Origin of the sequence: Mesorhizobium sp. BR1-1-16 (assembly GCF_020165495.1) — a bacterium.
Lineage (GTDB): Bacteria > Pseudomonadota > Alphaproteobacteria > Rhizobiales > Kaistiaceae > Kaistia.
This window is the reverse complement of the sequence record NZ_JAIUIE010000001.1, coordinates 764601-789425: the sequence shown is the minus strand read 5'-3', so window position 1 is coordinate 789425 and position 24825 is coordinate 764601. Positions and strand designations below refer to the sequence as shown.

General features: G+C 65.0%; 27 protein-coding genes and 1 pseudogene. 8 read left to right on the top strand and 20 right to left on the bottom strand.

Translation table 11 applies throughout. The features are described from left to right. Positions 1-4 precede the first annotated feature (4 nt). The 3 genes from LB518_RS03800 to LB518_RS03790 form a co-directional block, all read right to left on the bottom strand. Positions 5-1036 (bottom strand): glycosyltransferase family 4 protein, encoded by a 1032-nt coding sequence (locus LB518_RS03800; protein WP_224573189.1) that lies wholly within the window; start codon positions 1034-1036, stop codon positions 5-7. Then, the gene (locus LB518_RS03795; RefSeq protein WP_224573187.1) at positions 1033-1842 is read right to left on the bottom strand and encodes a UDP-2,3-diacylglucosamine diphosphatase; all 810 of its coding nucleotides are present in this window, start codon (positions 1840-1842) and stop codon (positions 1033-1035) included. The genes LB518_RS03800 and LB518_RS03795 overlap by 4 nt, the downstream gene beginning before the upstream one ends. Positions 1843-1935: 93 nt before the next feature. Continuing rightward, positions 1936-2529, bottom strand: coding sequence for a LysE family translocator (locus tag LB518_RS03790; protein WP_224573185.1), 594 nt, complete (start codon positions 2527-2529; stop codon positions 1936-1938). Positions 2530-2722: 193 nt separating this feature from the next. On the opposite strand from LB518_RS03790, the gene LB518_RS03785 reads away from it, so the two are divergent. Continuing rightward, positions 2723-3571, top strand: coding sequence for a fumarylacetoacetate hydrolase family protein (locus tag LB518_RS03785; RefSeq protein WP_224573182.1), 849 nt, complete (start codon positions 2723-2725; stop codon positions 3569-3571). Positions 3572-3659: 88 nt separating this feature from the next. On the opposite strand, the gene thiD is transcribed toward LB518_RS03785, so the two are convergent. Continuing rightward, on the bottom strand, positions 3660-4457 hold the full coding sequence (gene thiD, locus LB518_RS03780; protein ID WP_224573181.1) for a bifunctional hydroxymethylpyrimidine kinase/phosphomethylpyrimidine kinase: 798 nt from the start codon (positions 4455-4457) through the stop codon (positions 3660-3662). A gap of 15 nt (positions 4458-4472) precedes the next feature. Beyond that, positions 4473-5411, bottom strand: a complete 939-nt coding sequence (locus LB518_RS03775) for a DMT family transporter (RefSeq protein ID WP_224573179.1) — start codon at positions 5409-5411, stop codon at positions 4473-4475. A 303-nt stretch (positions 5412-5714) separates the two neighbouring features. Between LB518_RS03775 and LB518_RS03770 the strand changes: the two genes are divergently transcribed. Further along, the gene (locus LB518_RS03770; RefSeq protein ID WP_224573169.1) at positions 5715-6137 is read left to right on the top strand and encodes a DUF2155 domain-containing protein; all 423 of its coding nucleotides are present in this window, start codon (positions 5715-5717) and stop codon (positions 6135-6137) included. Here LB518_RS03770 and aat read toward each other — a convergent pair. The 6 genes from aat to LB518_RS03740 all read right to left on the bottom strand — a co-directional run bounded on the left by aat (position 6074) and on the right by LB518_RS03740 (position 11615). Further along, complete coding sequence (aat, locus tag LB518_RS03765; protein WP_224573168.1) at positions 6074-6751, bottom strand: leucyl/phenylalanyl-tRNA--protein transferase; 678 nt, start codon at positions 6749-6751, stop codon at positions 6074-6076. The genes LB518_RS03770 and aat overlap by 64 nt on opposite strands. A 158-nt stretch (positions 6752-6909) precedes the next feature. Then, positions 6910-8253, bottom strand: a complete 1344-nt coding sequence (gene accC / locus LB518_RS03760) for an acetyl-CoA carboxylase biotin carboxylase subunit (RefSeq protein WP_224574312.1) — start codon at positions 8251-8253, stop codon at positions 6910-6912. A 14-nt stretch (positions 8254-8267) separates the two neighbouring features. After that, on the bottom strand, positions 8268-8726 hold the full coding sequence (accB, locus tag LB518_RS03755; protein WP_224573166.1) for an acetyl-CoA carboxylase biotin carboxyl carrier protein: 459 nt from the start codon (positions 8724-8726) through the stop codon (positions 8268-8270). Positions 8727-8766: 40 nt separating this feature from the next. Next, positions 8767-9204: a type II 3-dehydroquinate dehydratase gene (aroQ, locus tag LB518_RS03750; protein WP_224573164.1), complete on the bottom strand. Its 438-nt coding sequence runs from the start codon at positions 9202-9204 to the stop codon at positions 8767-8769. 149 nt (positions 9205-9353) lie between these two features. Further along, positions 9354-10178, bottom strand: coding sequence for a DsbA family protein (locus tag LB518_RS03745; protein WP_224573162.1), 825 nt, complete (start codon positions 10176-10178; stop codon positions 9354-9356). Positions 10179-10244: 66 nt separating this feature from the next. Continuing rightward, positions 10245-11615 carry a M48 family metalloprotease gene (locus tag LB518_RS03740; protein ID WP_224573160.1) on the bottom strand — a complete coding sequence of 457 codons (1371 nt, stop codon included), beginning with the start codon at positions 11613-11615 and terminating at the stop codon, positions 10245-10247. Between the two features lie 159 nt (positions 11616-11774). Between LB518_RS03740 and LB518_RS03735 the strand changes: the two genes are divergently transcribed. Then, positions 11775-12965 carry a pyridoxal phosphate-dependent aminotransferase gene (locus tag LB518_RS03735; RefSeq protein WP_224573158.1) on the top strand — a complete coding sequence of 397 codons (1191 nt, stop codon included), beginning with the start codon at positions 11775-11777 and terminating at the stop codon, positions 12963-12965. A 10-nt stretch (positions 12966-12975) separates the two neighbouring features. Here the strand turns inward: LB518_RS03735 and LB518_RS03730 are convergent, their stop codons facing one another. Continuing rightward, positions 12976-14259, bottom strand: a complete 1284-nt coding sequence (locus LB518_RS03730; RefSeq protein WP_224573155.1) for an ROK family protein — start codon at positions 14257-14259, stop codon at positions 12976-12978. 165 nt (positions 14260-14424) lie between these two features. Between LB518_RS03730 and pgi the strand changes: the two genes are divergently transcribed. Next, a complete protein-coding gene (pgi, locus tag LB518_RS03725; RefSeq protein WP_224573153.1) occupies positions 14425-16077 on the top strand; it encodes a glucose-6-phosphate isomerase in 1653 nt (550 codons plus the stop codon). A gap of 141 nt (positions 16078-16218) precedes the next feature. Beyond that, a complete protein-coding gene (locus LB518_RS03720) occupies positions 16219-16785 on the top strand; it encodes an alpha/beta fold hydrolase (protein ID WP_224573151.1) in 567 nt (188 codons plus the stop codon). A 35-nt stretch (positions 16786-16820) separates the two neighbouring features. On the opposite strand, the gene LB518_RS24810 is transcribed toward LB518_RS03720, so the two are convergent. After that, positions 16821-17498: a Crp/Fnr family transcriptional regulator gene (locus LB518_RS24810; RefSeq protein WP_224573147.1), complete on the bottom strand. Its 678-nt coding sequence runs from the start codon at positions 17496-17498 to the stop codon at positions 16821-16823. Between the two features lie 46 nt (positions 17499-17544). After that, entirely contained in the window at positions 17545-18123 is a 579-nt protein-coding gene (locus LB518_RS03710) for a TetR/AcrR family transcriptional regulator (protein ID WP_224574310.1), read from the bottom strand. Positions 18124-18315: 192 nt separating this feature from the next. Between LB518_RS03710 and LB518_RS03705 the strand changes: the two genes are divergently transcribed. The 3 genes from LB518_RS03705 to LB518_RS03695 all read left to right on the top strand — a co-directional run bounded on the left by LB518_RS03705 (position 18316) and on the right by LB518_RS03695 (position 22420). Then, a complete protein-coding gene (locus LB518_RS03705) occupies positions 18316-21807 on the top strand; it encodes an acyl-[ACP]--phospholipid O-acyltransferase (protein ID WP_224573146.1) in 3492 nt (1163 codons plus the stop codon). Between the two features lie 141 nt (positions 21808-21948). Continuing rightward, a complete protein-coding gene (locus tag LB518_RS03700; RefSeq protein ID WP_224573144.1) occupies positions 21949-22152 on the top strand; it encodes a hypothetical protein in 204 nt (67 codons plus the stop codon). Positions 22153-22282: 130 nt separating this feature from the next. Further along, positions 22283-22420, top strand: coding sequence for a hypothetical protein (locus tag LB518_RS03695; RefSeq protein ID WP_224573142.1), 138 nt, complete (start codon positions 22283-22285; stop codon positions 22418-22420). A 16-nt stretch (positions 22421-22436) separates the two neighbouring features. Here LB518_RS03695 and LB518_RS24615 read toward each other — a convergent pair. From LB518_RS24615 to LB518_RS03670, 6 genes and pseudogenes are all read right to left on the bottom strand, one after another. Beyond that, positions 22437-22607 (bottom strand): annotated as a pseudogene (locus LB518_RS24615) (TfoX/Sxy family protein); the annotation flags it as partial. After that, positions 22583-22807: a TfoX/Sxy family protein gene (locus LB518_RS24610; RefSeq protein ID WP_502845773.1), complete on the bottom strand. Its 225-nt coding sequence runs from the start codon at positions 22805-22807 to the stop codon at positions 22583-22585. The pseudogene LB518_RS24615 and the gene LB518_RS24610, both read right to left, overlap by 25 nt. Positions 22808-22812: 5 nt before the next feature. Further along, on the bottom strand, positions 22813-23484 hold the full coding sequence (gene tenA, locus LB518_RS03685) for a thiaminase II (protein ID WP_224573140.1): 672 nt from the start codon (positions 23482-23484) through the stop codon (positions 22813-22815). A 9-nt stretch (positions 23485-23493) separates the two neighbouring features. Continuing rightward, the gene (sufA, locus tag LB518_RS03680) at positions 23494-23877 is read right to left on the bottom strand and encodes a Fe-S cluster assembly scaffold SufA (protein ID WP_224573138.1); all 384 of its coding nucleotides are present in this window, start codon (positions 23875-23877) and stop codon (positions 23494-23496) included. Between the two features lie 102 nt (positions 23878-23979). Further along, on the bottom strand, positions 23980-24429 hold the full coding sequence (locus LB518_RS03675; protein ID WP_224573135.1) for a VOC family protein: 450 nt from the start codon (positions 24427-24429) through the stop codon (positions 23980-23982). A 1-nt stretch (position 24430) separates the two neighbouring features. Next, on the bottom strand, positions 24431-24823 hold the full coding sequence (locus tag LB518_RS03670) for an SUF system Fe-S cluster assembly protein (protein ID WP_224573133.1): 393 nt from the start codon (positions 24821-24823) through the stop codon (positions 24431-24433). Positions 24824-24825: the final 2 nt, after the last annotated feature.

The following is a 24825-nucleotide window of genomic DNA, read 5'->3' as shown; positions in this document are numbered from 1 at the left end:
GCCCTCACGCGAAGGCGTGGCTCGCGAAAGTGCGGTGGACGCCGGATACGTTGTCGAGGAACTGACGCGTTGCCGACTGCCAGGAGCTTTGCAGCGCAATCTGGCGGCAGCGCTCGCGCGGGATCGCGAGCGCTGCGAGCGCCGCAGCCTGGAGGTTTTCGTCGAGAATACCGGCGCCCGAATTGCCGACGACATCGCGAGGACCGGCAACAGGAAAGGCAGCGACCGGCAGGCCCGAGGCCATGGCCTCCAACATCACGACGCCGAATGTGTCGGTGCGGCTTGGAAAGACGAAGCAATCCGAGGCGGCATAGATATCGGCGAGTTCCGTGCCGACGCGCGTGCCGAGAAACGACACTTCGGGATGAGCGCGGCGAAGCCCCTCGAGCGCGGGCCCGTCTCCAACCACGACCTTGCTGCCGGGCAGCTTCAGATCGAGGAAAGCACCGATGTTCTTCTCGACCGCGACGCGGCCGACATAGAGATAGATCGGCCGCGGCAGGTCGAGCACCGCGCGGTTTCGGCCGGGATGAAAGATTTCGGCATCGACCCCGCGCGACCAGCGCATCAGATTGCGGAAGCCGCGGCCCTGCAATTCCTGCTCCATCGAGCGGGTCGAGACCATGCAACCTGACCCGGCATTATGGAACCCGCGCAGCATAGCATAGGTCCAGTTGACCGGAATCGGCAGGCGCGCCGCCAGATATTCCGGAAAGCGGGTGTGATAGCTCGTCGTGAACAAGCGTCGGCGACGGATGCACCAGCGCCGCACGGCAAAGCCGATCGGCCCTTCCGTCGCGATATGCACGTGATCGGGATCAATCGCGTCGAGCTTGCGGGCGATGGAGCCGGGCGGCGCCACCGTCAGGCGGATTTCAGGGTAGGTCGGGCACGGGACCGTATTGAACCCGTCGGGCGTCAGCATGATTGCGTCCGCCCCGAATTCGGGAAGATGGCGCGAAAGACGCTCCAGCGTCCGCACCACCCCGTTGATCTGGGGGTGCCAGGCGTCGCTCGCGATGAGGATCCGGCTCATGCCGCGACCTGATCGACCTTTGTATCGGAATCGACGATAAACGCCTCGTCCTTGGCGATGGCAGACCATCGAAGGATCTCGAGCCGTCCGTCATGATGCTCGGCGATCGCGGTGCAGCTTTCGACCCAGTCGCCGGTGTTGATATAGCGGATGCCGAACTCGTCATGCAGCGCCGCATGATGGATGTGGCCGCAGACGACACCGTCAGCGCCGACCCGCTTCGCTTCGGTGACGAGCGCGTTTTCGAAGGTGCCGATGAAATTGACGGCGTTCTTGACCTTGAGCTTCGCCCAGGCCGAAAGCGACCAATAGTCGAAGCCGAGCCGGCGGCGGATCTTGTTCAGGATGGTATTGAGGCCGAGCGCCAGCGTATAGGCGCCGTCGCCGAGGAAGGCGAGCCACTTGGCGTGTCGCACGACCACGTCAAACTGGTCGCCATGAATCACGAGCAGCCGCTTGCCGTCGGCTGTCTCGTGCACGATGCTGTCGACGAGTTCGACGCCGCCGAGCTGCGTGCCGAGATAATCACGAAGAAACTCGTCGTGATTGCCCGGCAGGTAGACGAGCCGCGCGCCCTTGCGACCCTTGCGCAGGAGCTTCTGAACCACGTCATTGTGCGACTGTGGCCAGTACCAGCTCTTCTTGAGCCGCCAACCATCGACGATATCCCCCACGAGGAAGATCGTCTCCGCGTCGTGCCATTTCAGGAAGTCCAACAGAAGATCAACCTGGCTGCCACGCGTGCCAAGGTGAATATCCGAGAGGAACAACGTTCGAAGATGGCGGGGAGCAACCGCGATCGACATGATCCTGATTCGTCCTCGGCTGATGGAAAATTAAAGACCGCTTAGCCCAAGCGAACAACAGATTTGTGACGCCACCGCCGCACGCCCTGCCCCTCATAGCAGGGTCGGCACCATGCTCGCGACCAAAAGTACGGCCATTGTCCCGTTGAAAATGGCAACCCGGCGGTCGCTGTCGAGGTAGCGCGAAATCGCGATGCCGAACAGGCACCAGACAACCGTCGAAGGAAAAGCGGTGAGCGCGAAGGCGAGCGCAACCCGCGAGGCCGACGAAATCGCCGGCTCGTCAGACACGACATAGAGGGCGAGCGCGCTCACCGCCATCACCCAGGCCTTGGGGTTGACCCATTGGAAGAGCGCCGCAGCGACGAAACTCATCGGCTTGCCGACGCGGATGCCTTCGCGGTCGACGCGACCCGCGAAAGCGAGCTTCCAGGCCAGAAAGAGCATATAGGCGAAGGCGACATAGGCGAGTACGCGATGGGCAACGGGATAGGCTTCCAGCACGCCGCCGAGGCCGAGTCCAACCCCGAGCACCATCGCCGGAAAGCCGAGGCTGACGCCAAGCAGATGCGGCACGCTCCGCGCGAAGCCGAAATTGGCGCCGGAGATCATCAGCATGGCGTTGTTCGGTCCGGGCGTAAACGCCATCACGAACGCAAAGCCGAGCAAGGCAAGCCATTGGTCCATGATGTCCTCCACCCTTGCGCTCGTGTCTCATGCGCGGGTCGGATCGGTCAATCATTCTGACCTTTCCTGGCGATGAAAGGCGTCAGCACCTGTTCCCCCGCGGCAACAATGCATTGCCGGATGAACCCTTCGCGGCGCTTGCATCGCCCGGGGGCCTCGACCATGATCGCCGCCGCCAACACGGAGAATAACGATGAAAATCCTACGCTTCGGCGCCGCAGGCGCGGAGAAGCCGGGCCTGCTCGACAAGGACGGCACGATCCGCGATCTCTCGGGCGTCGTCTCCGACATTACCCCGGAAACGCTCAAGAACGGTGCGATCGCCAAGATCGCCGCTGTCGACCCGTCCACGCTCCCGGCCGTTGACGCCGGCGTCCGTCTCGGCCCGATTGTCGAAGGCGTGAGGAACTTCATCGCCGTCGGCCTCAATTATGTCGACCATGCGCATGAGACCGGCGCGGCGATCCCCTCGGAACCGATCCTGTTCAATAAGGCGCCGAACTGCATCGTCGGCCCGAACGACACGGTGATCATTCCGAAGAATTCGCAGAAGACCGACTGGGAAGTCGAACTCGCGATCGTCATCGGCAAGACCGCCAGCTACATCGAGGAAGCCGACGCGCTCTCCTATGTCGCAGGCTTCTCCGTTTGCCACGACGTCTCCGAGCGCGCATTTCAGACCGAGCGCGGCGGCCAGTGGATGAAGGGCAAGGGCTCGCCCACCTTCGGACCGCTCGGCCCCTGGCTGGTGACGCCCGACGAAATCGCCGACGTGCAGAACCTCGACATGTTCCTGGACCTGAACGGCACGCGCGCCCAGACCGGCAACACCAAGACGATGATCTTCGGCGTCGCCCATCTCGTGGCCTATATCAGCCAGTTCCTGCAGCTCGATCCCGGCGACGTCATCACGACCGGCACCCCGCCCGGCGTCGGCATGGGCATGAAGCCGCCAAGGTTCCTGAAGGACGGCGACAGCGTCCGACTCGGCATCACCGGCCTCGGCGAGCAGCAGCAGACGTTCCGCGCCTACAAGGGCTGAACCATTCGCCCGCCGTGACGTGCGCGATGGGCCAGATTCGGCGATGACACATTGAGGCGCGCGCCCACAAGGATGCGCGCCTTTTCAGTTACCACCAGGCATGGAAATGATGCACCGGCCCATGGCCCTTGCCGATCGTCAGCCGATCTGCAGCGGCGATGGCGTCCGTCACATAGCGCTTGCCGGTTTCGACGGCGGTCTCGAGATCCTGGCCGCGGGCGATCCCGGCGGCGATGGCCGACGATAGCGTGCAACCGGTTCCATGCGTGTTTTTCGTCGCGATGCGGGGCGCGCGATACCAGCGCTTGCCAGTTCGCGTCAGCAGCAGGTCGGCGCTTTCATCGCCCTCGCCATGACCGCCCTTCAGCAGGACGGCCCGCGTGCCGAGCGCCAGAATAGCGGCGGCCTGCGCCTCCATTTCCGCTTCGCTGGAGGCGACATCGCCGCCCACCAGGCGCGCCGCTTCGCGCATATTCGGCGTCAGCAAGGCCGCGCGCGGCAGGAGATCGCGGATGAGCACCGCGACAGCCTCCTCGCGCAGCAGCATGTCGCCGCTGGTCGCCACCATGACCGGATCGAACACAACCTTCGTCTGCTGCCATCGATCGAGCCCGGAAGCGACAGCGCCGATCACCTCCGGCCGCGACAGCATCCCGATCTTCACGGCGTCGACCGCAAGATCTGAGAAGACGGCATCGATCTCGGCCGTGACGAAATCCGCTGGCACGTCATGGATGGCGGTGACCCCCAACGTATTTTGAGCCGTCAACGCGGTGATCACCGACGCGCCATAGACGCCGAGCGCGGAAAACGTCTTGAGATCCGCCTGAATGCCCGCGCCGCCGCCCGAATCCGAGCCTGCGATGGTCACTGCGATCGCCGTCATGGGTCTCCTCGTCATTCAGGTTTCAGGATCGAAGGACGTCGCCGCAGCAGCCTCGCGCGCCCGGCGGCGACCCAGTTGCTGCTCGCGATAGATGACGAACATCCCCGATCCGATCACAATCGCCGATCCGGTCAACATGGTGAGACCCGGCAGCGTATCGAACAGCAGATAGCCGACAAGGATCGCCCAGACCATCGATACATATTCAAACGGCGCGATCAGCGAGGCCTCGCCATAGCGGTAGCTCTGCGTCAACAGCACCTGGCCGATCCCGCCCGCAATGCCGCAACCCACGAGAAGCGCCCATTCGGTGGCGCCCGGCATGACCCAGCCGAAGGGCAACGTCACCAGCATGAACAGCGCCGTGAAGATCGAGAAGTAGACGACGATGGTTGTCGGCTCCTCCGACCAGGTCAGCCGGCGTGTCTGCGTTGCGGCAAGCGCCCCGAAGGTCGCCCCCGCCAGCGCGAACAGCGCGCCGACGGCGCTGCGATCCGGGCCCTGCGGCTCGACATAACCCGAGAGGATGACCACCACGCCGATCAGCCCGATGACAACAGCCGTCCAGCGATAGATGCGAATGACCTCGCCAAGCAGGAAGACAGCGAAGATCACCGTCAGCAGCGGCGCCGCATAACCGATGGCCGTCGCGTCCGAAAGCGGCAGCAGGCCGAGCGCCGTGAAGCCGCAGAACATCGACGACGCGCCCGCGATCGACCGGAGAACGTGGCCCGATATCCGCGGCGTGAGGAACACGGTCGGCAGCTGGCCCCGCAGCCCGACAAAGGTGAGCACCGGAATGAGCGCAAATGCTGAGCGGAAGAAAGCGACCTCACCTGCGGGAATCCGGTCCGCCAGCAGCTTGATCTGCGTCGCCATCGCGGTGAAGGCGATGGTCGATATCACTTTCAGCAGCACCCCGAACAGCGGATGCCTGTGGCGGGCGGTTTCCATGTCATGTCGGGGCCTCTTGCGGGCCCGTTTCCAAATGAGGCGGCCACAGGCCGCGTCTTCAAATATCGGTTATCGGCATTCGCGCCGGCCGGGGGAGATGGCGCCGGGATAGAGCTGGAGCGCCTGCCCGGACTCCTTCGAAACGGCAGGGAAAAGGGCCATACAGGTCGCCTTGGATCATAGGTCGGGATCGCCAGCCGAAGCAACCGGCGACCGCAGGTTCCCGCCTATGCCTTTTCGCCGCCGGAATCGCGTGTTAGAGCCTTTAACATCACTGCGGCGATGTGGATTCTCCAGCTTCCCATGACATTCAGCTTCGTGCGCCGTTGCGGCGCGATCGGCCTCCTCGCCGCAGGAACCCTGCTCGCGGTCGCCCTGCCCGCCTCCGCCGAGCGGATCACCAATCCCGTCGCCGAATTTGCCGGTCTCGACAAGATCACCGGCCGCATCATCACATTCGACGTCTATATGAACGAAACGGTGCAGTTCGGCGCGCTCCAGGTGACACCGCGGGCCTGCTATTCACGGCCCCCGACCGAGCCGCCGCAAACCGACGCCTTTGTCGAGGTCGACGAGATCACTCTCGCCCGCAAGGTTCGCCGCATTTTCACGGGCTGGATGTTCGCCGATAGTCCCGGTCTCCACGCCGTCGACCATGCCGTCTATGACGTTTGGCTCGCCAACTGCAAGACCTCGTCGACCGTCGCGCCGCCCGCCAAGCCGTAGAAATCACCCTCGATCGTCAGGGCCGCCTCAAGACGCGCGTGATAGGCGTCGCGGTCGATCTCGATCGCGCCGAAGCGTTCAAGATGTTCGGTGGTGAACTGTGCATCGAGCAGGCTGAACCCGCCCGCCTTCAGCCGCGCCACCAGATAAACCAGCGCGATCTTCGAGGCGTCGGTCGCGTGGCTGAACATGCTCTCGCCGAAGAAGGCGCCGCGCAGGCGCACGCCATAAAGGCCGCCAACCAGCCTGCCGTCCTGCCAGGCCTCGACGGTGTGGCAGAAGCCGAGGTCGAACAATTCGGCATAGAGGCGGCGAATGCGGCGGTTGATCCACGTCTTGTCGCGATAGGGCGAGCGCGGATCGCCGGCACAGCCCTCGATCACGCCTTCGAAATCAGTATCGACGCGGATCTCATAGGGCTCAGCACGCATCGTGCGCGCGAGGCGGCGCGGCACATGGAAGCTTTCGAGCGGAAAGATGCCGCGGCTCTCGGGCTCGATCCAATAGAGGCCCGGATCGTCAGCCGAATCCGACATCGGGAAGATGCCGCAGGCATAGGCCTTCAGCAGCACCTGCGGGGTGATCTGGAGCGAGGAATCGGTCTGCCTGGCCATGCTTCGTCCGCGTGGGCGCGGCCGGGAGGCGAACCCTCCTGCCGCAATGATGCCTGACGCGCCCGCCCCGGCGACGAATCACAGCATGCCACGCGAAGCGCCCGCAAAGAAGAGGCGACCGCCGTTGCGACCGGGCGGCTCGCGGCCGCCCCCGCCGCTTACTGGTGGACCGCGAGCTTCTTCTCGAGCCAGTGGATGTCGTAACGGCCATCGGCGATGTCCTGGTCATCGACCAGATCGCGGAACAGCGGGATCGTCGTCTTGATCCCGTCGACGACGAATTCGTCGAGCGCCCGGCGAAGGCGCATCATGCATTCCACGCGATTGCGGCCATGCACGATGAGCTTGCCGATCAGGCTGTCGTAGTAGGGCGGGATCTTGTAGCCCTGATAGACGCCTGAATCGACGCGGACGCCGAGGCCGCCCGGCGGGTGGAAATAGGTGATGAGGCCCGGCGACGGCGTGAAGGTCCGCGGATCCTCCGCATTGATGCGGCACTCGATCGCGTGGCCCTGGAACTTGACCTCTTCCTGGCGGAACGAGAGACCGCTGCCGGCGGCAACGCGGATCTGCTCGTTGACGAGATCGATACCGGTCACAGCCTCGGTTACCGGATGTTCCACCTGAAGGCGGGTGTTCATCTCGATGAAATAGAACTCGCCGTTCTCATAAAGGAATTCGATGGTTCCGGCGCCGGAATAGCCGAGATCGCCGATCGCCTTGGCGCAGACGGCGCCGATGCGGTCGCGCTCTTCGGCGTTGAGTGCCGGCGAACCAGCCTCTTCCCAGACCTTCTGGTGACGGCGCTGCAACGAGCAATCACGCTCGCCGAGATGGACGGCATAGCCCTTGCCATCGCCAAGGACCTGGATCTCGATATGCCGCGGCTTCTGGAGATATTTCTCCATATAAACGGCGTCGTCGCCGAACGCAGCCTTTGATTCCGAGCGGGCCGTTGCATAGGCGATCGGCAGTTCGGCCGCAGAATGGGCGACCTTCATGCCTCGCCCGCCGCCGCCGGCCGAAGCCTTGATCAGCACGGGATAGCCGATCTCGGCGGCGCATTTCAGCGCGTCGGCCTCGTCCTTCAATGCGCCGTCCGAACCGGGCACAACCGGGATGCCGAGCCGCTGCGCCGTGCGCTTCGCCTCGATCTTGTCGCCCATGATGCGGATATGGTTCGAGCTCGGCCCGATGAAGGTGAGGTTGTGCGCCTCGAGGATCTCGGCGAAGCGCGCATTCTCGGAGAGGAAGCCATATCCCGGATGCACGGCGTCGGCGCCGGTGATCTCGCAGGCCGCGAGGATCGAGGCGACGTTGAGATAGCTGTCGCGTGCCGGCGGAGGGCCGATGCAGACGCTCTCGTCGGCAAGGCGCACATGCATCGCGTCGGCATCGGCGGTCGAATGGACCGCCACCGTCTCGATGCCGAGCTCCTTGCAGGCGCGGAGCACCCGGAGGGCGATCTCGCCGCGATTGGCTATGAGGATCTTGTTGAACATCGGCTGAATGGTGCTCACTCGATGATCAGCAGCGGTTCGCCGTACTCGACCGGCTGCCCGTCGGTGACCATGATCGCCTTCACGGTGCCTGCCCGCGGCGCGGGAATCTGGTTCATCGTCTTCATCGCCTCGACGATGAGCAGCGTCTGCCCCTCCCGAACCGTGTCGCCGATCTCGACGAAGGTCTTCGCACCCGGCTCCGGCGAACGATAGGCCGTTCCGACCATCGGCGAGGGAACGGTGCCCGGGTGACCGGCAAGGCTCGTCTCGGCGGGGACCACAACGGCAGCGGCCGCCGCCTGTGGCGCCTGGGGCGCGACCTGATACGCGACGGGCGCCGCCTGGAGATTGCGCGCGACGCGGATGCGCAAATCGCCATGCTCGACCTCGATCTCGGTGAGATCAGTTTCGGTCAGCAATGTCGCCAACTGGCGGATCAGTTCCTGATCGATGGTCGATGTCTTGTTCGTCATGAGTTTCGCACTTTCATGGAGCGACCTTGCCTTGTCCGTATCAGACGACATGCGGCTGAAGCGCCGTCAGCGCCAGCTGGTAGCCGAGCGGGCCGAACCCGCAGATGACGCCGAGGGCGGCCGGAGAAATGTAGGAGTGGTGACGGAACGTCTCTCGGGCAAAGACATTCGACAGATGCACTTCGATCGTCGGCAGGCCGACCGCACGAATGGCGTCCTGCAGCGCAATGGAGGTGTGGGTGTAGGCGCCGGGATTGATGACGATACCACGGCAGCGCCCGAGCGCCTCATGGATCCAGTCGACCAGCATGCCTTCGTGATTTGACTGGCGGAAGTCGACGCTGATGCCGAGACCGGCGCCGAAGGCCGTCGTCTCTTCCTCGATCTCCGCGAGCGTCCGTGCGCCATAGACGCCGGGTTCCCGCTTGCCGAGCATGTTGAGATTGGGGCCGTTGAGGACCAGGACCGAAATCGTCATCGAATGGCTTCTGCCGCAACCGTTGACCGCCACCGGCCATGCGAAAGCGCACGGGCCGGAGCGCGCCGGTTATAGGGGGTCGGCCGGCAAAGGAAAAGCCCCGCCCTCGGAGGGGCGGAGCTTTGTGGATTGCAGGGCTCTTGCGGCAATCAGCAGGTCGCCTGGCCGCAGTCGCGGACCGACTTGATCTTCTGCTTCAGCGTGTCGTAGCCGACGGCGCCGACCACGACATCGCCCTGCATCACATAAGTCGGCGTTCCATTGATGCCGAGCGCCTGTGCCAAGGCGTATGATTCGTTGATCGTCGCGGCAATCTCGGGCTCCTTCAGCCGCGCCTTGATGGCGTCCGCATCGAGGCCGATATCGGTCGCGACCGCCAGCGCCCGGGCGCCGTTGACCTCGCCCTTGCTCATCAGCAGTTCGTCGAAGAAGGCCTGGTACTTGTCGGGCGCCATCTCGTGCACGACGACAGCGATCTGCGCGGCTTCCTCGGAGCCGGGTCCAAGAACCGGGAATTCCTTCAGCACGACGCGAAGGCCCTTGTCCTCGTCCATCAGCCGCTTCATGTCGGCATGGGCGCGCTTGCAGTAACCGCAATTGTAATCGAAGAACTCCACAAGCGTGACATCGCCGTCTGGATTGCCGAGTACGACCTGACGCTTTGAATTGAACAAGAGATCGGCATATTTCGCGACATTTGCCTTCTTGGCATCTGCTTCAGCCATCTGCTGGCGACGATCAAGTTCCTGCATCGCGTCGCGGATGACTTCCGGATGCTGCATCAGGTAGTCCTTGACGATCGCGCCGATCGCCTCCTGCTGCGTCTTGTCGAAGGCAGCCTGATCGGCCTTGGCCACCGCCGGTGCTGCGGCAAGGCCGGCAACGACCACCGCTGCAAGACCGGCGCAAGAGGCCATCCGCAGCGCACCGCGCGCTGCCGCCCTTAAGGGACTTGTCGGGAAAATCTCGAACATGAAGCACGGACCCTTGCTGGAAATGGAGGCGGCGGCGGCCGGTTGAGGTCACACCGCGAGGATAGGTCAGCCCGGTTGCGCGGGAGTAAAGGACACGATGTCGTCGGCCCGAAGCCAGGCCGGCGAGCCGCGCTTCAGGGCACCTTGCGCCCGCGCGGCATGGGCCTTGGCAGCGGCGTAGTTGCCGGCGGCAAACTCGCCCTGCGCGGTGGCGAGATCCGCCATCGGAATCTCGCCGCGCATCGCATAGGCGCGGGCAAGGCTGCGATAGCCGATCGGCACGTCCGGATCGTCGCGGAGACCGATGGTAAGGTTCTTGACCGCTTCGTTCACGGATTTCGGATCGCCCGATTCGACCAGCGCCTGGCCGAGCATGATCTTCAGGAGACCGGAGCGCGGCGCCAGCGCCACCGCCTTGCGAAGGCCGGGAACGGCGAGGCCGGCGCGGCCGTTCTCAAGCTGGATCTGGCCTTGCAGCTCCCAGAAATAGGGGTTCTTCGGCTGCGCCCTCAACAGTGAGTCCAGCATGGTGAGACCACCCTGCGAGTTGCCGTTGCGATAGGCTGCAATGGCGCGGGCATATTGTGCCGGCAAGGACGTGTCGCTCGGCGGATAGCGCCGCATGATCGTGTCCGTATCGCCAGTGAAGCCGACGAGCTTTGCCCGCACCATGTTATGGCGCGCCTGCAGGGCAGCGGAATCCTTCGCGTTGTAAAAAGGGCTCGCCTTCGCCTCGCGCTCGATCAGGTCGATACGCTCGCGCGGCATGGGATGGCTCTGCAGATAGGGATTGACCCCGCGCGAGGAAAACAACGTGTTGTCGGCGAAGCGATTGAAGGTCGTCAGCATGCCCTTGGCGGACTGGCCACTCTTCTTCAGATAGACCAGCGCCGACTGATCGGCCGCCATCTCCTCCGAGCGCTGATAGCCGAGCAGGGAGCGGCGGGCGGCCTCGCTCGATCCGGCGACGATGCCGCCGCCGGCACGCGCGGCGTCGCCCGATCCCGTCGCCGAGCCGGCGATTGCAGCGCCGATGCCCGCCAGGGCGCCAATCGTGGCCAGCGTATTGGCACGATCGACCTGTTCGCGCAGTTTGGCCTGATGGTCACCGGCAAGATGGCCAGTCTCGTGCGCCAGCACGCCGATCAGTTCGTTCGGCGTCTTCGAATCGATGATTGCGCCGGTATTCACGACGAGCTTCTGGCCCGAGGCGACGAAGGCATTGAACGACGGATCCTCGACCAGGAACAGCTGAACGGAGCTGGAGCGCACGCCCGCCGCCTTGAAAATCGGCCCGATATAATCCTGGATCAGCGCCTCGGTCTCGGCATCGCGAATGAAGTTGCGCCTGTCAGCGCTTTGGGCGATCGCAGGAGAAAGGCAGGCCGTCGACAGCATCGACACGCCGGCTGCCGCTGCCAGCAGTCCGCGTGCCATGCCCCGCAACTTGCGCCCCGCCGTCATCAACATGCCCTGAGCCCGTTCTTCCTCTTGAAGGTCCGGCGCTGTAAAAGCGCGGCCATCGCATGGTCAGCCTATCGATGGCCAGATCAATGGGGCAATAGCAAGACTTGGCCGGCAAGGACAACACGCTGCATGAATAGAGACGAACAAGTTCCGTTGATCGGCCCGTCCGACGGGCCCTCGCGCCGCAGCGCCGTTGCGCCGTTCATCGCCATGGACGTGAAGTCGGCAGCCAATGCCCTGGAAGCGGCAGGCCAGCGTGTTCTCCACATGGAAATCGGCGAACCCGGGGCTGCGACGCCGCGCCTCGTGCGCGAAGCGGCGCGGGCGGCGCTCGATGGCGGCCGGCTCGGCTATACGGAAGCGCTTGGCTGGCGGCCTTTGCGTGAGCGGATCGCACGCCACTATGAGGAACTCTACGGCATCACCGTCCCGGCTTCGCGCATCGCGGTGACCACCGGCTCGTCGGCGGGTTTCAACCTCGCCTTCCTCGCCGCCTTCGACCATGGCGACCGCGTCGCGATCGCAGCGCCCGGCTATCCTGCCTATCGCAACATCCTCGCGGCCCTCGGACTGCATGTCGTCGAGCTGCCGACGGCCGCGCGGGACCGCCACGCCGTGACACCGGAGATGTTGGAGCGCGCCCATGCCAGTGGTCCGCTTGCCGGCGTGCTGATTGCGAGCCCGGCCAACCCCACCGGTACGATGATGACGCCCGCGGCGCTTGGGGCGCTGATCGACAGCGCCAATCGGCTCGGGATCCGCTTCATCTCGGACGAGATCTATCACCGCCTCGTCTATGAGGGGACGGAGACGACCGCCCTCACCTTTTCCGACGAGGCGATCGTCATCAACTCATTCTCGAAATATTACTGCATGACCGGCTGGCGCATCGGCTGGATGGTGCTACCGGAAGCGCTGGTCCGGCCGGTGGAGCGCATCGGACAGAGCCTCTACATTTCGGCACCCGACCTCTCGCAGCGCGCCGCGCTCGCCGCCTTCGAGGCGACGGAGGAACTGGAAACGATCAAGGCCGGCTATGCCGCCAATCGGCGCCTGCTGCTGGAGCGGCTGCCCGAAATCGGTTTCGACGACTTCTTTCCCGTCGACGGGGCGTTCTATGTCTATGCCTCGACGCGGCGCTTCACCAATGATTCCGCCGCTTTTGCCAAGGCCATGCTGACCGAGGCTAGCGTCGCCGCAACGCCGGGGCTCGATTTCGACCGCGCGCGCGGCGACGGCTATATCCGCTTTTCCTTTGCCGGCGCCGAAGCCGAGATTGCCGAAGCGGTTGACCGCATCTCGGGATGGCTGAAGCGCTGACGGGCGCCGCTCATGCCTTGGCCGGAACCCCGGCCGCCGGCAGCGGCGGACGCTTGCGCGCCGGGACGGGCTCGTGGTCGGAACTTGCGAAGACCTCGCGGTCGAGACGCTGCAGCGCGCCCGCGAGAATGCCGACATCGACAAGATCGTCTTCGGGCGAAAGCACCTCGATCTCGGTCATGTTGGCGATCTCCGTCACCAGCCCTTCTTCGATGCCGGTGTTGAAGCCCTGCTGCATCAGGTCGAAGGCAGCGATGCCGCGTCCGGTGAGAACGACGCGTCCGGGGTTGATGAGGCCCATCATGCGCGAAAGTCCGTAGCCGAGCGCAAGACCGGCCTGATGATAGGCCGTGCGTACGCGATCATCGCCTGCGCGCGCCCGCGCCTCGAGCTTCGCCATGGTCTCCGCGTCGGGATCGATGTCGGCGGGCGGCTCATCGGGCGGAAGGCGCTCGATCGATCGGTAGATGGCATAATCCGCGACATAGGCTTCGACGCAGCCGCGGCGGCCGCAGCGGCACAGCGGGCCGCCGGGCACATGATTCGTGTGGCCGAACTCGGCACCGGAGCCAAAGGCGCCCGAGAACAGGCGACCATTGACGTAAAGGCCCATGCCGATGCCATAGGCGATGAAGATGACCGCGAATGTGCCGCCGTAATGCACCGGATCGCGCGAGTTCAGGGCCTGCGCCATCATGTCGACGTCGTTGGTCATCGAGACCGGAACGCCTAGCGCCTCGCTGAGAGGGCCCGGCACGGCGCCGACATCAACCGAAACGGTCGGGCTCCAGACGAGACGGCCCGTGGTCCGGTCGACGACGCCTGGAATGGCGATGGGTATCTCAGGAACCTGGCCGAGCGGGATGTCGCGCTGGCGCAGATAGTCGCGGATCGCAGCGGCGAGACGCGGCACGAATTGCGGCGCGTCGGGTCCCATGGTCGGGATCGGCAGGCGCGTCCGGTCGACGAGATGGCCGGAATAGTCCGACAGGATCAGCGTCACCGAATTCAACGAGATCTTGACGCCGAGCACATAGCCGGCCTCGGGATTGAGCGACAGCGCGACGCGTGGGCGCCCGCGCCCGAGCGGCTTTTCGGCCTTGTCGTCGATCGCGGCAGTCACGATGAGATTTTCGGCGAGGAGGTCGCCCGTGATGGCCGAGATGGTCGCCGGGCTCAGACCCGTCGTCCGGCCGAGTTCGACCCGCGCCATCATGCCGACCCGCCGCAGCGCCTCGAGCACTAAGCCGCGGTTCTGACGGCGAACCAGTTCGGTGTCGGCTTTGCTTTGCAAGACTTCACTCTAAAGGACTCGTGTCTCAACGCGGGCGAGAATGGTCGATCAGGCTTGGCTTTCCAAGGACTTTCAAGCCAAGCCCCCAGCGGGCGCACAGCCTTGCCTGAGAGCGAACGCCGTCGTATGTCCTCTGGGCCCCGCCTTATGCGAAGGATGCACTCTATGACCGCCGTCCGAACAGCCGCTGTGGCGGCCGAAGTTGCCAACGCCTTCTCTGCCCTCCGCGCTCATAAGGACCGCGTCGAAGCGCAGTCGATGCGCCAGATGTTCGCGGCTGATCCGCAGCGCTTCCAGCGGCTTTCGCTGACGGTCGACGGATTGCTGCTCGATTATTCCAAGAACCGGCTCGACACCGCCGCCGTGATCGCGCTGCTCGATCTGGCGCGTGCCGCCGGGGTCGAGGCGCGCCGGGCGCAGATGTTCGCCGGCGAGAAGATCAACGTCACCGAGAACCGCGCCGTGCTGCACGTCGCGCTGCGCGCCCAGCGCGGCGAATCCTATGTCGTCGATGGCACGAACGTCGTCGACGAGGTGCATTCCGTGCTGGATGCGATGGCGGCGTTCGCCAATGGCATCCGCAGCGGCGCGATCGCCGGCACCGGCGGCAAGATCACCGACGTCGTCAATATCGGCATCGGCGGCTCCGATCTCGGGCCTGCGATGGTGACGCTGGCGCTCAGCCCCTACCACGACGGTCCGCGCGCGCATTTCGTCTCCAATGTCGACGGCGCCCATATCCACGATACGCTGGTCGGCCTCGATCCCGCGACGACGCTGTTCCTCGTCGCGTCCAAGACCTTCACCACCGTTGAGACCATGACCAATGCCGCGACGGCGCGGAAGTGGATCGTCGATGCGCTCGGCGAAGCGGCGGTCGGCGACCATTTCGCTGCGATGTCGACGGCGCTCGACAAGGTCAACGCTTTCGGTATCTCCAGCGAGCGCACCTTCGGGTTCTGGGATTGGGTTGGCGGGCGCTATTCGGTCTGGTCGGCGATCGGCCTGCCGGTGATGATTGCCATCGGCCCCGACAATTTCGGCGATTTCCTCGCCGGCGCCCATGCCATGGACCATCATTTCCTCGACGCGCCGCTCGACCGCAACCTGCCGGTGCTGCTCGCGCTGGTCGGTATCTGGAACCGCAACGTGCTCGGCTTCCCGGCCAAGGCGGTGCTGGCCTATGATCAGCGGCTGTTGCGCTTTGCCGCTTATCTGCAGCAGCTCGACATGGAATCAAACGGCAAGCGCGTGACGCTCGACGGTAGCTCGGTCTCGCATTCGACCGGCCCGCTCGTCTGGGGCGAGCCCGGCACCAATGGTCAGCACGCTTTCTATCAGCTGCTGCACCAGGGCACGGATCCGATTCCGGCCGATTTCCTCGTTGCGGCCCGGGCGCATGAGCCCGACGATATTCATCACCACCTGCTGATTGCCAGCTGCCTGGCGCAGACCGAGGCGCTGATGAAGGGCCGCACGACCGACGAGGCGCGCACTGAGCTTCTCGCTGAAGGCAAGGTGCCGACCGAGGCCGACCGTCTCGCGCCGCACAAGACGTTCCCCGGCAACCGGCCGACCAATACGATCCTCTACACGCTGCTCGATCCGTTCACGCTCGGCCGCCTGATTGCGCTCTATGAGCATCAGGTGTTCGTCCAGGGCACGATCTGGGGCATCGATTCGTTCGACCAGTGGGGCGTCGAACTCGGCAAGCAGCTCGCCAAGGAACTGCTGCCGATGATCGAGGGCACGGAAAGCGCCGAAAAGCGCGATGCCTCGACCGCTGGCCTCGTCGCCGCGATCGCTGCTCTGCGCTGAACGGCCGGCCCGACCGGATCAACGTCCGCGCATCGCATCACGCCAAGGCTCGGGAGACCGAGCCTTGGTCGTTTGAAGTCGACGCTAATGGCTTGGCGCCGCTTCTTGTGGTGATGGCTGAGCGGACCCGTGGAGGTGGCCATGACACGGCAACTTCTCTTCGTCCAGGGTGCCGGCGAAGGCACGCATGACGGCTGGGACGAGCGGTTGGTGGCGAGCCTCGCGGGTCACCTCGGGTCCGGCTACGCAATCCGCTATCCACGCATGCCGGCCGAAGACGATCCCAACGTCATGCGCTGGGCCGCGGTGCTGCGGGAAGAGATCGATGCGCTCGGTGCGGGCGCCGTGCTGGTCGGCCATTCGATCGGCGCCACGATCCTCGTGCATTTCCTGGCCGATGAGCCGCCTGCGCATCCGCCCGCCGGCATCTTCCTGGTCGCGATGCCCTATATCGGTGATGGCGGCTGGCCGAGCGACGAGATCGTCCCCAAGGCCGATCTCGGCTTGCGGCTCTCGCCGCCGACGGCAGTCTATCTCTATCACGGCGATGCTGACGACATCGTCCCCGGCGCGCATGCGCATCTCAACGCGAGGGCCATCCCTCAGGCGCGGCTGAAGGTTCTCCCGGGGCGTGATCACCAGTTGAACGACGACCTTTCAGAGGTTGCGGCGGATATCCTCGGCCTGGGCGCTGGCGAGCCGGTCTAGCGAACCCCGCACGCGCAGAGATGCGTGGTGGACGATCAGCATTCCCTGACCGTCCGGTGGACGATGATGTGATGACCGTCGATTGAGAGACGGCCCTCCTTGATCAGGGCGCGAATCTGCTTGTTCACGGCCTCGCGGCTCGCGCCCAGCATCTGCGCGAGGGTTCCCTGGGTCAGATCGAGCTCGACCACCGCCTGATCGCGGTCGATCCGCCCATGGATGAGCGCGAGCTGGCGCAGCAGCACCAGCAGGCGATGACGGAGATCGTGAAACACGGCGCGGTTGACCTGGTCGTTGGTCTGGCGCAGCCGCTCGCAGAGGCTGAGAATGATCTGGCGCTGCAGCCGCGGTGATGAATCGAGCAGCGACATGAAGGGCTGGCGCGGCACGAAGATGAGCTGCGTCGGCGTCAGCGTTGCCGCGCCAGCGCTGCGCGGCAGGCCATCGATCAGCGCGATCTCCCCGATCACCTCGCCTTCCTCGAACAGCTGGATCGTCAGTTCGCGGCCATCCTCGGCGGTCAGGAAGATGCGCACGATTCCGGTGGCGACCGCATAGAGCCCGTCGGATTCATCGCCCTGCGCGAACAGCACCGTCTCGGCCGGATGGGTGGTGACGCGGATGATCTGCGCAAGGCGGACGAGATCGTCGCGCTCAAGACCATTGAAGAAGCTGGTGCGCCCGAGCCTCGTGACGATATCCGCTATCTGCACAGTGCCTGCCCCTTAAATCCACGGTCCCCAACGACTTATTACCATTTTACGACATGATGAACGAGCCACCAGCTGTCGGGCCTGCCGCGATGATTCGCTCGACGATGAGATGGCCGAGCTGGCGCGGCGGTCCCGTCGCGACCAGGCCGAGCTTGCCTGACACAGCCAGCGTCGAGATGCCGTGCAGCCCCGCCCACATAGCGACGACCGTCTCACGCCGCGACGCCTCCGGCCAAGCGCTCATGACCGGTTCAAGCGCGGCGACGGCGCCATCCACGAGAGCGGCAAGGCCATCCCGGTACCAGTCAGGCAGCGATATCCCTTCTGGCAGGCGATGCTCGAACAGCACGGCCCAGAGCTGCGGCTCGGCCTCGACGAAATCGAAATAGGCGTTCACCAGCGCCGATGGCCGCGCCGCCACATCGCCAGTCGTGGCGGCCGCGGCGAGCGCGGCGCTGAGCCGGCCCAGCGTCTCGCCATTCAGGGTGACGATCAGCGCATCCAGATTGTCGAAGAGATTGTAAAGCGTACCCGGCGCATAGCCGATCCGTTCGGCCACCCGGCGCACGGTAAGGCCGCGCAGTCCCTCAGCGGCCGCGATCGCGCGGGCGGCATCGAGCGCCAGGCGGCGGAGATCCTCGGGCGTATGATCACTGCGACGGGCCAGGACGACTTCCCCAAATCCGGCTGGCTTCCAGCCAAGGCGACAACTACCGATAGCACATATTGAACGTCGTTCAAAATACTGCTAGATAATTGAACATTGTTCAGAACAATCCTGCTTGCCACGTCGATCAAAGAGACAGACGCTCAGCCCATGGACGCCAACCCGCATAGCCACACCGCCGCGCCCTCGCTCATCGCGACACCGGGCTTTCTCCCCCTCTTCATCGTGCAATGGTTCGGCGCGTTCGCCGACAATGGGTTGAAGAGCGCGTTTGGCTTCATGGTGGCCTATGGCGGCGCTGACCTGTTCGGACTTTCACCGCAAGTGGCGGTGACGCTGGGCGGCGCGGTGTTCATGCTGCCGTTCTTCCTGTTCTCGGGCCTTTCGGGGCGGCTGTCCGACAGCATCGACAAGCGGCTCGTCGTGCGCTGGACGCGGCTTGCGGAGGTCATCCTCGCCATCATTTCGTCCATCGCGATCATGATCCATTCGGCGCCGCTCGCGCTCACGGGCATGTTCCTCTATGCGGTGCAATCGACGATCTTCGGGCCGGCCAAATATGCGATCCTGCCGCAGATGGTCGAGCGCCAGCGCCTCGTGGCGGCGAACGCGTTGTTCGAAGGTTCGACCTTCGTCGCCATTCTGCTCGGGACCTTGTTCGGCGGCCTCACGATCGGCCTCGGCGGCACCTGGATTGCGGTGGCGGGCCTTGTTGGCGCTGCGCTCGCGGGCGCAGTCGCAGCCTTCTTCGTGCCCTCCGCACCGCCGGCGCACGATGCGGCGCCGTTCCGCCTTTCGATCATCGAGGCCAATCGCGGCGCGTTCGCCGCCATCCGCCGGCGGAAGTCGGTCTACCTCGCGGTGCTTGGGATCTCCTGGTTCTGGATGATCGGCCTCATCGTGATGTCGGTCTTCCCGGAATTCGCCAAATCGACGCTGAAGGTCGACGAGATCGTCGCCAACCTGCTCGTTGCCGCTTTCGTCGTCGGCATCGCGCTCGGCTCGGCCGCGACCAGCAAACTGCTCGGGGGGCAGATTTCGGCCCGCCACACGCCGATCGGCGGCGTGTTGATGGCGTTCTTCATGATCGACCTCTCCTTCTCCGCAGCCCATCTCGGCGCCCTGCCCGGAGCCGAGATGCTCAATGTCTTCGCCTTCGCCTCGTCGGCGGCGGGGCTGCGCGTTCTGTTCGATCTTGTCGGTATCGCCTTTGGCGGCGGGCTTTTCACCGTCCCGCTCTATGCGATGCTGCAATCGCGCGCCGCTGACAACGAACGTTCGGCCGCGATTGCCGGCAACAACATCATGAACGCGGCGCTGATGGTTGCCGGCACGGTCGTCGCCGCGGCGCTACTCGCCTTCGGCGTCACGACACTGCAGCTGCTGTTCTGGCTCGGCATCGCCAATATCGGCGCCGCGATCATCTGCCTGAAGCTGATGCCCGACGAGATCGTCAAGGCACTCGGCCACCGCCTGCTGCAGCTCTTTTTCGGCGCACGCGTCGAGGGCGCGGAGAATTATGGCGACGGCGAGACTGCCGCTGTCGTTGTCGTCAACCACACCTCGTTCCTCGACGCGGTGCTGATCGGCTGCCTGCTGCCGGGCAAGCCCGTCTTTGCCATCAACTCCTTCATCGCCGACCGCTGGTGGGTCAAGCCAGCCTTCCGCTTTTTCGAACTGGTGCCCGTCGATCCGACCAGCCCGTTCTCGGTGCGGCGCATGGTCAAGCTGGTGAAGGAAGGGCGGCGGCTGGTGATCTTTCCCGAGGGGCGGATCACGGTCACCGGGGCCCTGATGAAGGTCTATGACGGCCCGGCGATGATCGCGGCGCTGGCCGACGTGCCGATCATCCCGGTGCGCATCGTCGGCGCCCAGTATTCGATCTTCTCACGGCTGAAGGGCAAAGTCCGCCGGCGCCTCTTCCCGCGCATGCATCTCACCGTATTGCCGCCGCGCCGGATCGCCCTGACCGAAGGGCTTGTCGGCCGACGTCGCCGCGCGGAAGCCGGCGCGCATCTGCAGGACATCATGACGGACATGGTCTTCTCGACCAGCGAGCCGGCTCGCACGCTGTTCGAAAGCCTCGTTCATGCGCGCCATCTCAATGGCAGCCCTCCGGTTCTCGAAGACGTCACCCGCGCGCCGGTCGGCTATCGCGAGCTCATTCGCGGCGCTTTCGCACTTGGGCGGCCGATCGCCGCGATGACGGCGCCCGCCGAGCGCGTCGGACTGCTGCTGCCGAACACGATCGCCGCGGTCGTCACGTTCTTCGCCCTGCAGGCGACCGGCCGGGTACCGGCGATGCTGAACTTTTCGGCCGGGCCGGCGGCGATCGATGCCGCGCGACGCGCAGCCGGGATCAAGCTCGTGCTGACCTCGCGCCAGTTTGTCGAAAAGGGCCGACTGCAGCCGCTCATGGGGGCGCTCGCGCCGCATTGCCGCATCGTCTATCTCGAAGATCTGCGCTCCGAGGTCGGCTTCGTTGCGCGATTGCTCGCGCTGTTCGGGGGAATGGCTCCGCTGGCCATGAGCCGCCTCGCCTTTCGCCGGGCAGGCGCCCCTGGCGACGAAGCGGTCGTGCTGTTCACCTCGGGCTCGGAAGGCCTGCCGAAGGGCGTTTCGCTCAGCCATGCGGCAATCGAGTCGAACCGGATGCAGATTGCGAGCGTGATCGATTTCTCGCGCGAGGACGTGGTCCTCAATGCGCTGCCGATCTTCCACGCCTTCGGGCTGACGGCAGGCTGCCTGCTGCCGCTCTATTCCGGCGTCAGGCAAATGCTCTATCCTTCGCCGCTGCACTACAGGATCGTGCCCGAGATCGCCTATGACGTGAACGCGACGATCCTTTTCGGCACCGACACATTCCTCGCCGGCTATGCCCGCATGGCACATCCTTATGATTTCTACAGCTTGCGCTATGTCTTCGCCGGCGCTGAGGCGGTCAAGCCCGAGACGCGGCGCGTCTTTGCCGAAAAGTTCGGCCTGCGCATCCTCGAGGGCTATGGCGCCACGGAGACCGCCCCCGTCATCGCCATCAACACGCCGATGGCGAACAAGGCTGGGTCGGTCGGCAAGCCCCTGCCCGGCATTGAGACACGCTTGGAGCCTGTCGCCGGCATGGCCGAGGGCGGCCGCCTCTCCGTGCGCGGACCCAATGTCATGCGCGGCTATCTGCGCGCCGAGGCGCCCGGTCAGCTCGAGCCTGTCGACGGCGGTTGGTATGACACCGGCGACATCGTCACCATCGACGAACGCGGCTTCATCACCATTGCGGGCCGGGTGAAGCGCTTCGCCAAAGTCGGTGGCGAGATGGTTTCGCTCGCCGCTGTCGAGGCACTGGCCGGCGACTTCTGGCCCGAGCATCCCAGCGCCGCAACGGCGATCCCCAGCGAACGCAAGGGCGAGGAAATCGTGCTGGTGACGGAGCGGCCGTCGCCGGATCTCGGCGAACTGCAACGCTTCGGCCGCGCGCGGGGGCTCTCCGAAATCCAGCTTCCAAAGGCCGTGGTGACCGTTGCGAAGTTGCCGCTGCTCGGTTCGGGCAAGCTGGACCTCGCCGCGCTCAAGGACATCGCGCGCGGTGCCGTCCGCGGCGCGCCGATCACCGAAGCACCCACTGCAGAAGCACCGGTTGCATCATGACGCGCATCGCTCGCGCCGCACCCGGTCCGGTGCCGCCGGCCGTCTTGGAGCTGCCGCAATCCGGGCCGATCACAGCATAGTCCGGCGCGGCAGGGGTTGCCCGGACAGGAAGGCCGCCGCGTGGCGGCTCGGGGAACAATCATGACGGCGTTGAAGAAGAAGACCGCATTGCGCGTGGCCATGCTCGGCGTGATCGCCGGTCTCGGTATGTTGGGCGGCACCGCGTCAAGCGAGGCGGTGGTCTATTGCAAGGCGGTGGGCTATCCGAAGGGGTGCATCGTGCGGAAGCCAACGGTCGTCTATTGCACTCGCGTCGGCTATCCGAAGGGATGCGTCGTCCGCTGAGGCAGCGCGGCAACGGATCACGACAAAGGCCGGGGCAACGTCTGTCCCGGGATGCTCCGGCTCGACAGGTCCCTGTATCGGCGGTACATTTTCCGCCGAACATTTCGTTCTGTCGAGTTCGGGGGCTCCCATGCGGCTTTTCATTATTCTCGTGCTTGCTACCATCGGCCTTTCGGGTTGCCAGACGGCTCAGCAGGCGGGCTCGTCGGGCTCTTGCAACCAGGCGGGTTCGACCATGGACGCGCCGGTGATGTGCCCCGACAGCTGATCGGAGCAACGATCGATCAGAGCTTTGGCGCCGCCTTCGGGCGGCGCTTCGTTTTATCCGCCTTGGCGGCGTCCGCGTTGCGGGCGACCATGATCGCCGCCCGCGACCAGCGGACGAATTCGTCCGGCTCGTCGATCAGCCGCTCCGGCATGCGCCAGTAGCTCAGCGACACCGCGCGCCCATCCTTGCGCGGATAGGTGAAGGGCTCGCATCCTTCAGCCGCGAAGTCGGCCCGGGTCGTCTCGTCGGATTCAGATAGATCACGTCGGCGATGACGATGGCGAACATCAGCCCGTTGCTGAAGGCGCCGAGGCCGCCGAACATCCGCTTCAGTTCGACCCGCCCTACTGGGGCGAACAGCTCTTCCAGGAAATCACGGTCGCCCATGCTGGTCACCCCGCGCGATCGAGGCCCATCTGCCAGAAATCGGCTTCCAGCCTGACTGCTTCGTCGAAAATCACAAGCAGCTTCTCGTAGCGGGCTTCAGTCAGGAAGATTGCGGCAAGCCGGTCGATCTGCGCCAGGCTGTCGGCGGCGAGCGCCTGATAACCATCGCCTGCATATTCGCGGATCCACGGCGCATAGGGATTGCTCCCGTCTGAAAGCCCGGTTGCGGTCGCTGCGAGCGCCTTGCCGATCTCGGCATAGCCGACGACGCAGGGCGAAAGCGCCACGACCAGATCAAGCATGTCGCCGCGAAGTCCCGCCTCCTGCACGAAGCGGGTATAGCCGACGGTCGCACGCGCCTGCCGCGTCGCGGCCACGGCATCGGGCGAGAGACCCCATTCGGCGCACAATCGCAAATGCAGGCTCGTCTCGCCGAGAATGGCCGCGATGCCGTCCGACGCCTTCTTCATCTCGGTGAGATCCGGCGCCTTGTAGACGCCGATCGCATAGGCGCGGGCGAACTCGATCAGGAAGAGGTAGTCCTGCACCAGATAGTGCTGGAAGCTCGCGCGCGGCAGCGAGCCGTCACCGAGGCCGCGCACGAAGGCATGATCGACATAGGCCGACCATGCGAGCGCGGCGTCGCGCTTCAGCCGCTCGAACAGCACTCCCGGCATGGTCTGGGCTTAACTGGCGGCAGCGGCGCCGGGCATTTCGGCCGGCTTCAGCATCACCGATTCGCCGCAGCCGCATGCCGAGACTTCGTTCGGGTTGCGGAACACGAAGCCGGAGCGAAGCTTGGTCGTTTCGAAGTCCATGACGGTGCCGAGCAGGAACAGGACTGCCGAGGGATCGACGAAGACGCTGACGCCCTTCTCCTCGATGCGTTCATCCTTGGCATCGGGCGCAGCAACCTTCTGCATGGTGTATTCCATGCCGGCGCAGCCACCCTTCTTGACGCCGATCCTGAGGCCGGCCACCGGCTCGTCGGCATCCTCGACGATCTCGCGGATGCGCTCGGCGGCGGCGTCGGTCAGCGACATGACGGCAAAGCGTGAGCGAACGCCCATGGCTCTTCTCCTTGCAGCGCGCGATTTCGCCGCCGCATTCATATGATCAGTTATCCCTAAGATCGGTGATCCCAAGGACATCGGCAAGGGCTGCCGTGGCTCTCAATCGGTTTCCGGGTCGTTGGCCCAGATGCCAGGCGTCGCGAGTTCGACGGCATGGCCGTCAGGATCGCTGAAATAAAGGCTGCGGCCACCCTGCGGCCACGCCATTTCACCAGTGAGCGCCACGCCCTTCGCCGCGAGATGGCTGCGCCATGCCTCGTACGCGCCAGGCGGGATGCGGAGCGCGAAATGCAGCGGGCCGTGGCCGTCATGCGCGGGAATCGTCCCGCCGGGCAACACGATATCCTGCAGCGTGCCGCCACGGCGAAAGACGAGCAGCACGCTCGAAGGCCCGGCATCGAGCGCGGCGAACCGCAAATCGCCCTCGCCTGCCAGCAGTCTAAGGCCGAGAACATCGCGATAGAAGGCAACCGCGCGCGCGACATTCTCGACATAGATGGCCGTTTCGAGCACGCCGGTGATCGGCGGCGCCGCGGGAGCCGTCGTCATTTCAGTACCAGTCGAGCGCGACTCGCGCCTCGTCCGACATGCGGTCCTGAGACCAGGGCGGATCGAAGGTCATGGTTACGTCGACGCGTCCGACCCCGGGGATCGCGCCGACGGCATTTTCCACCCAGCCCGGCATTTCGCCGGCGACCGGACAACCCGGAGCCGTCAGCGTCATGTCGATGGCGATGTTGCGATCGTCGTCGACATCGATCTTGTAGATGAGCCCGAGTTCATAGATATCGGCGGGAATCTCGGGATCATACACCGTCTTCAGCGCGGCGATGATATCCGCGGTGAGCTGCTCGAGCTCCGCGGCCGGGATCGAGCTCGGCGCGCCCAGCGGCAGCGCGGCATCCTCGGCGGTGTCGGTCGCTTCGTCGATCGTGCTGGTCATGA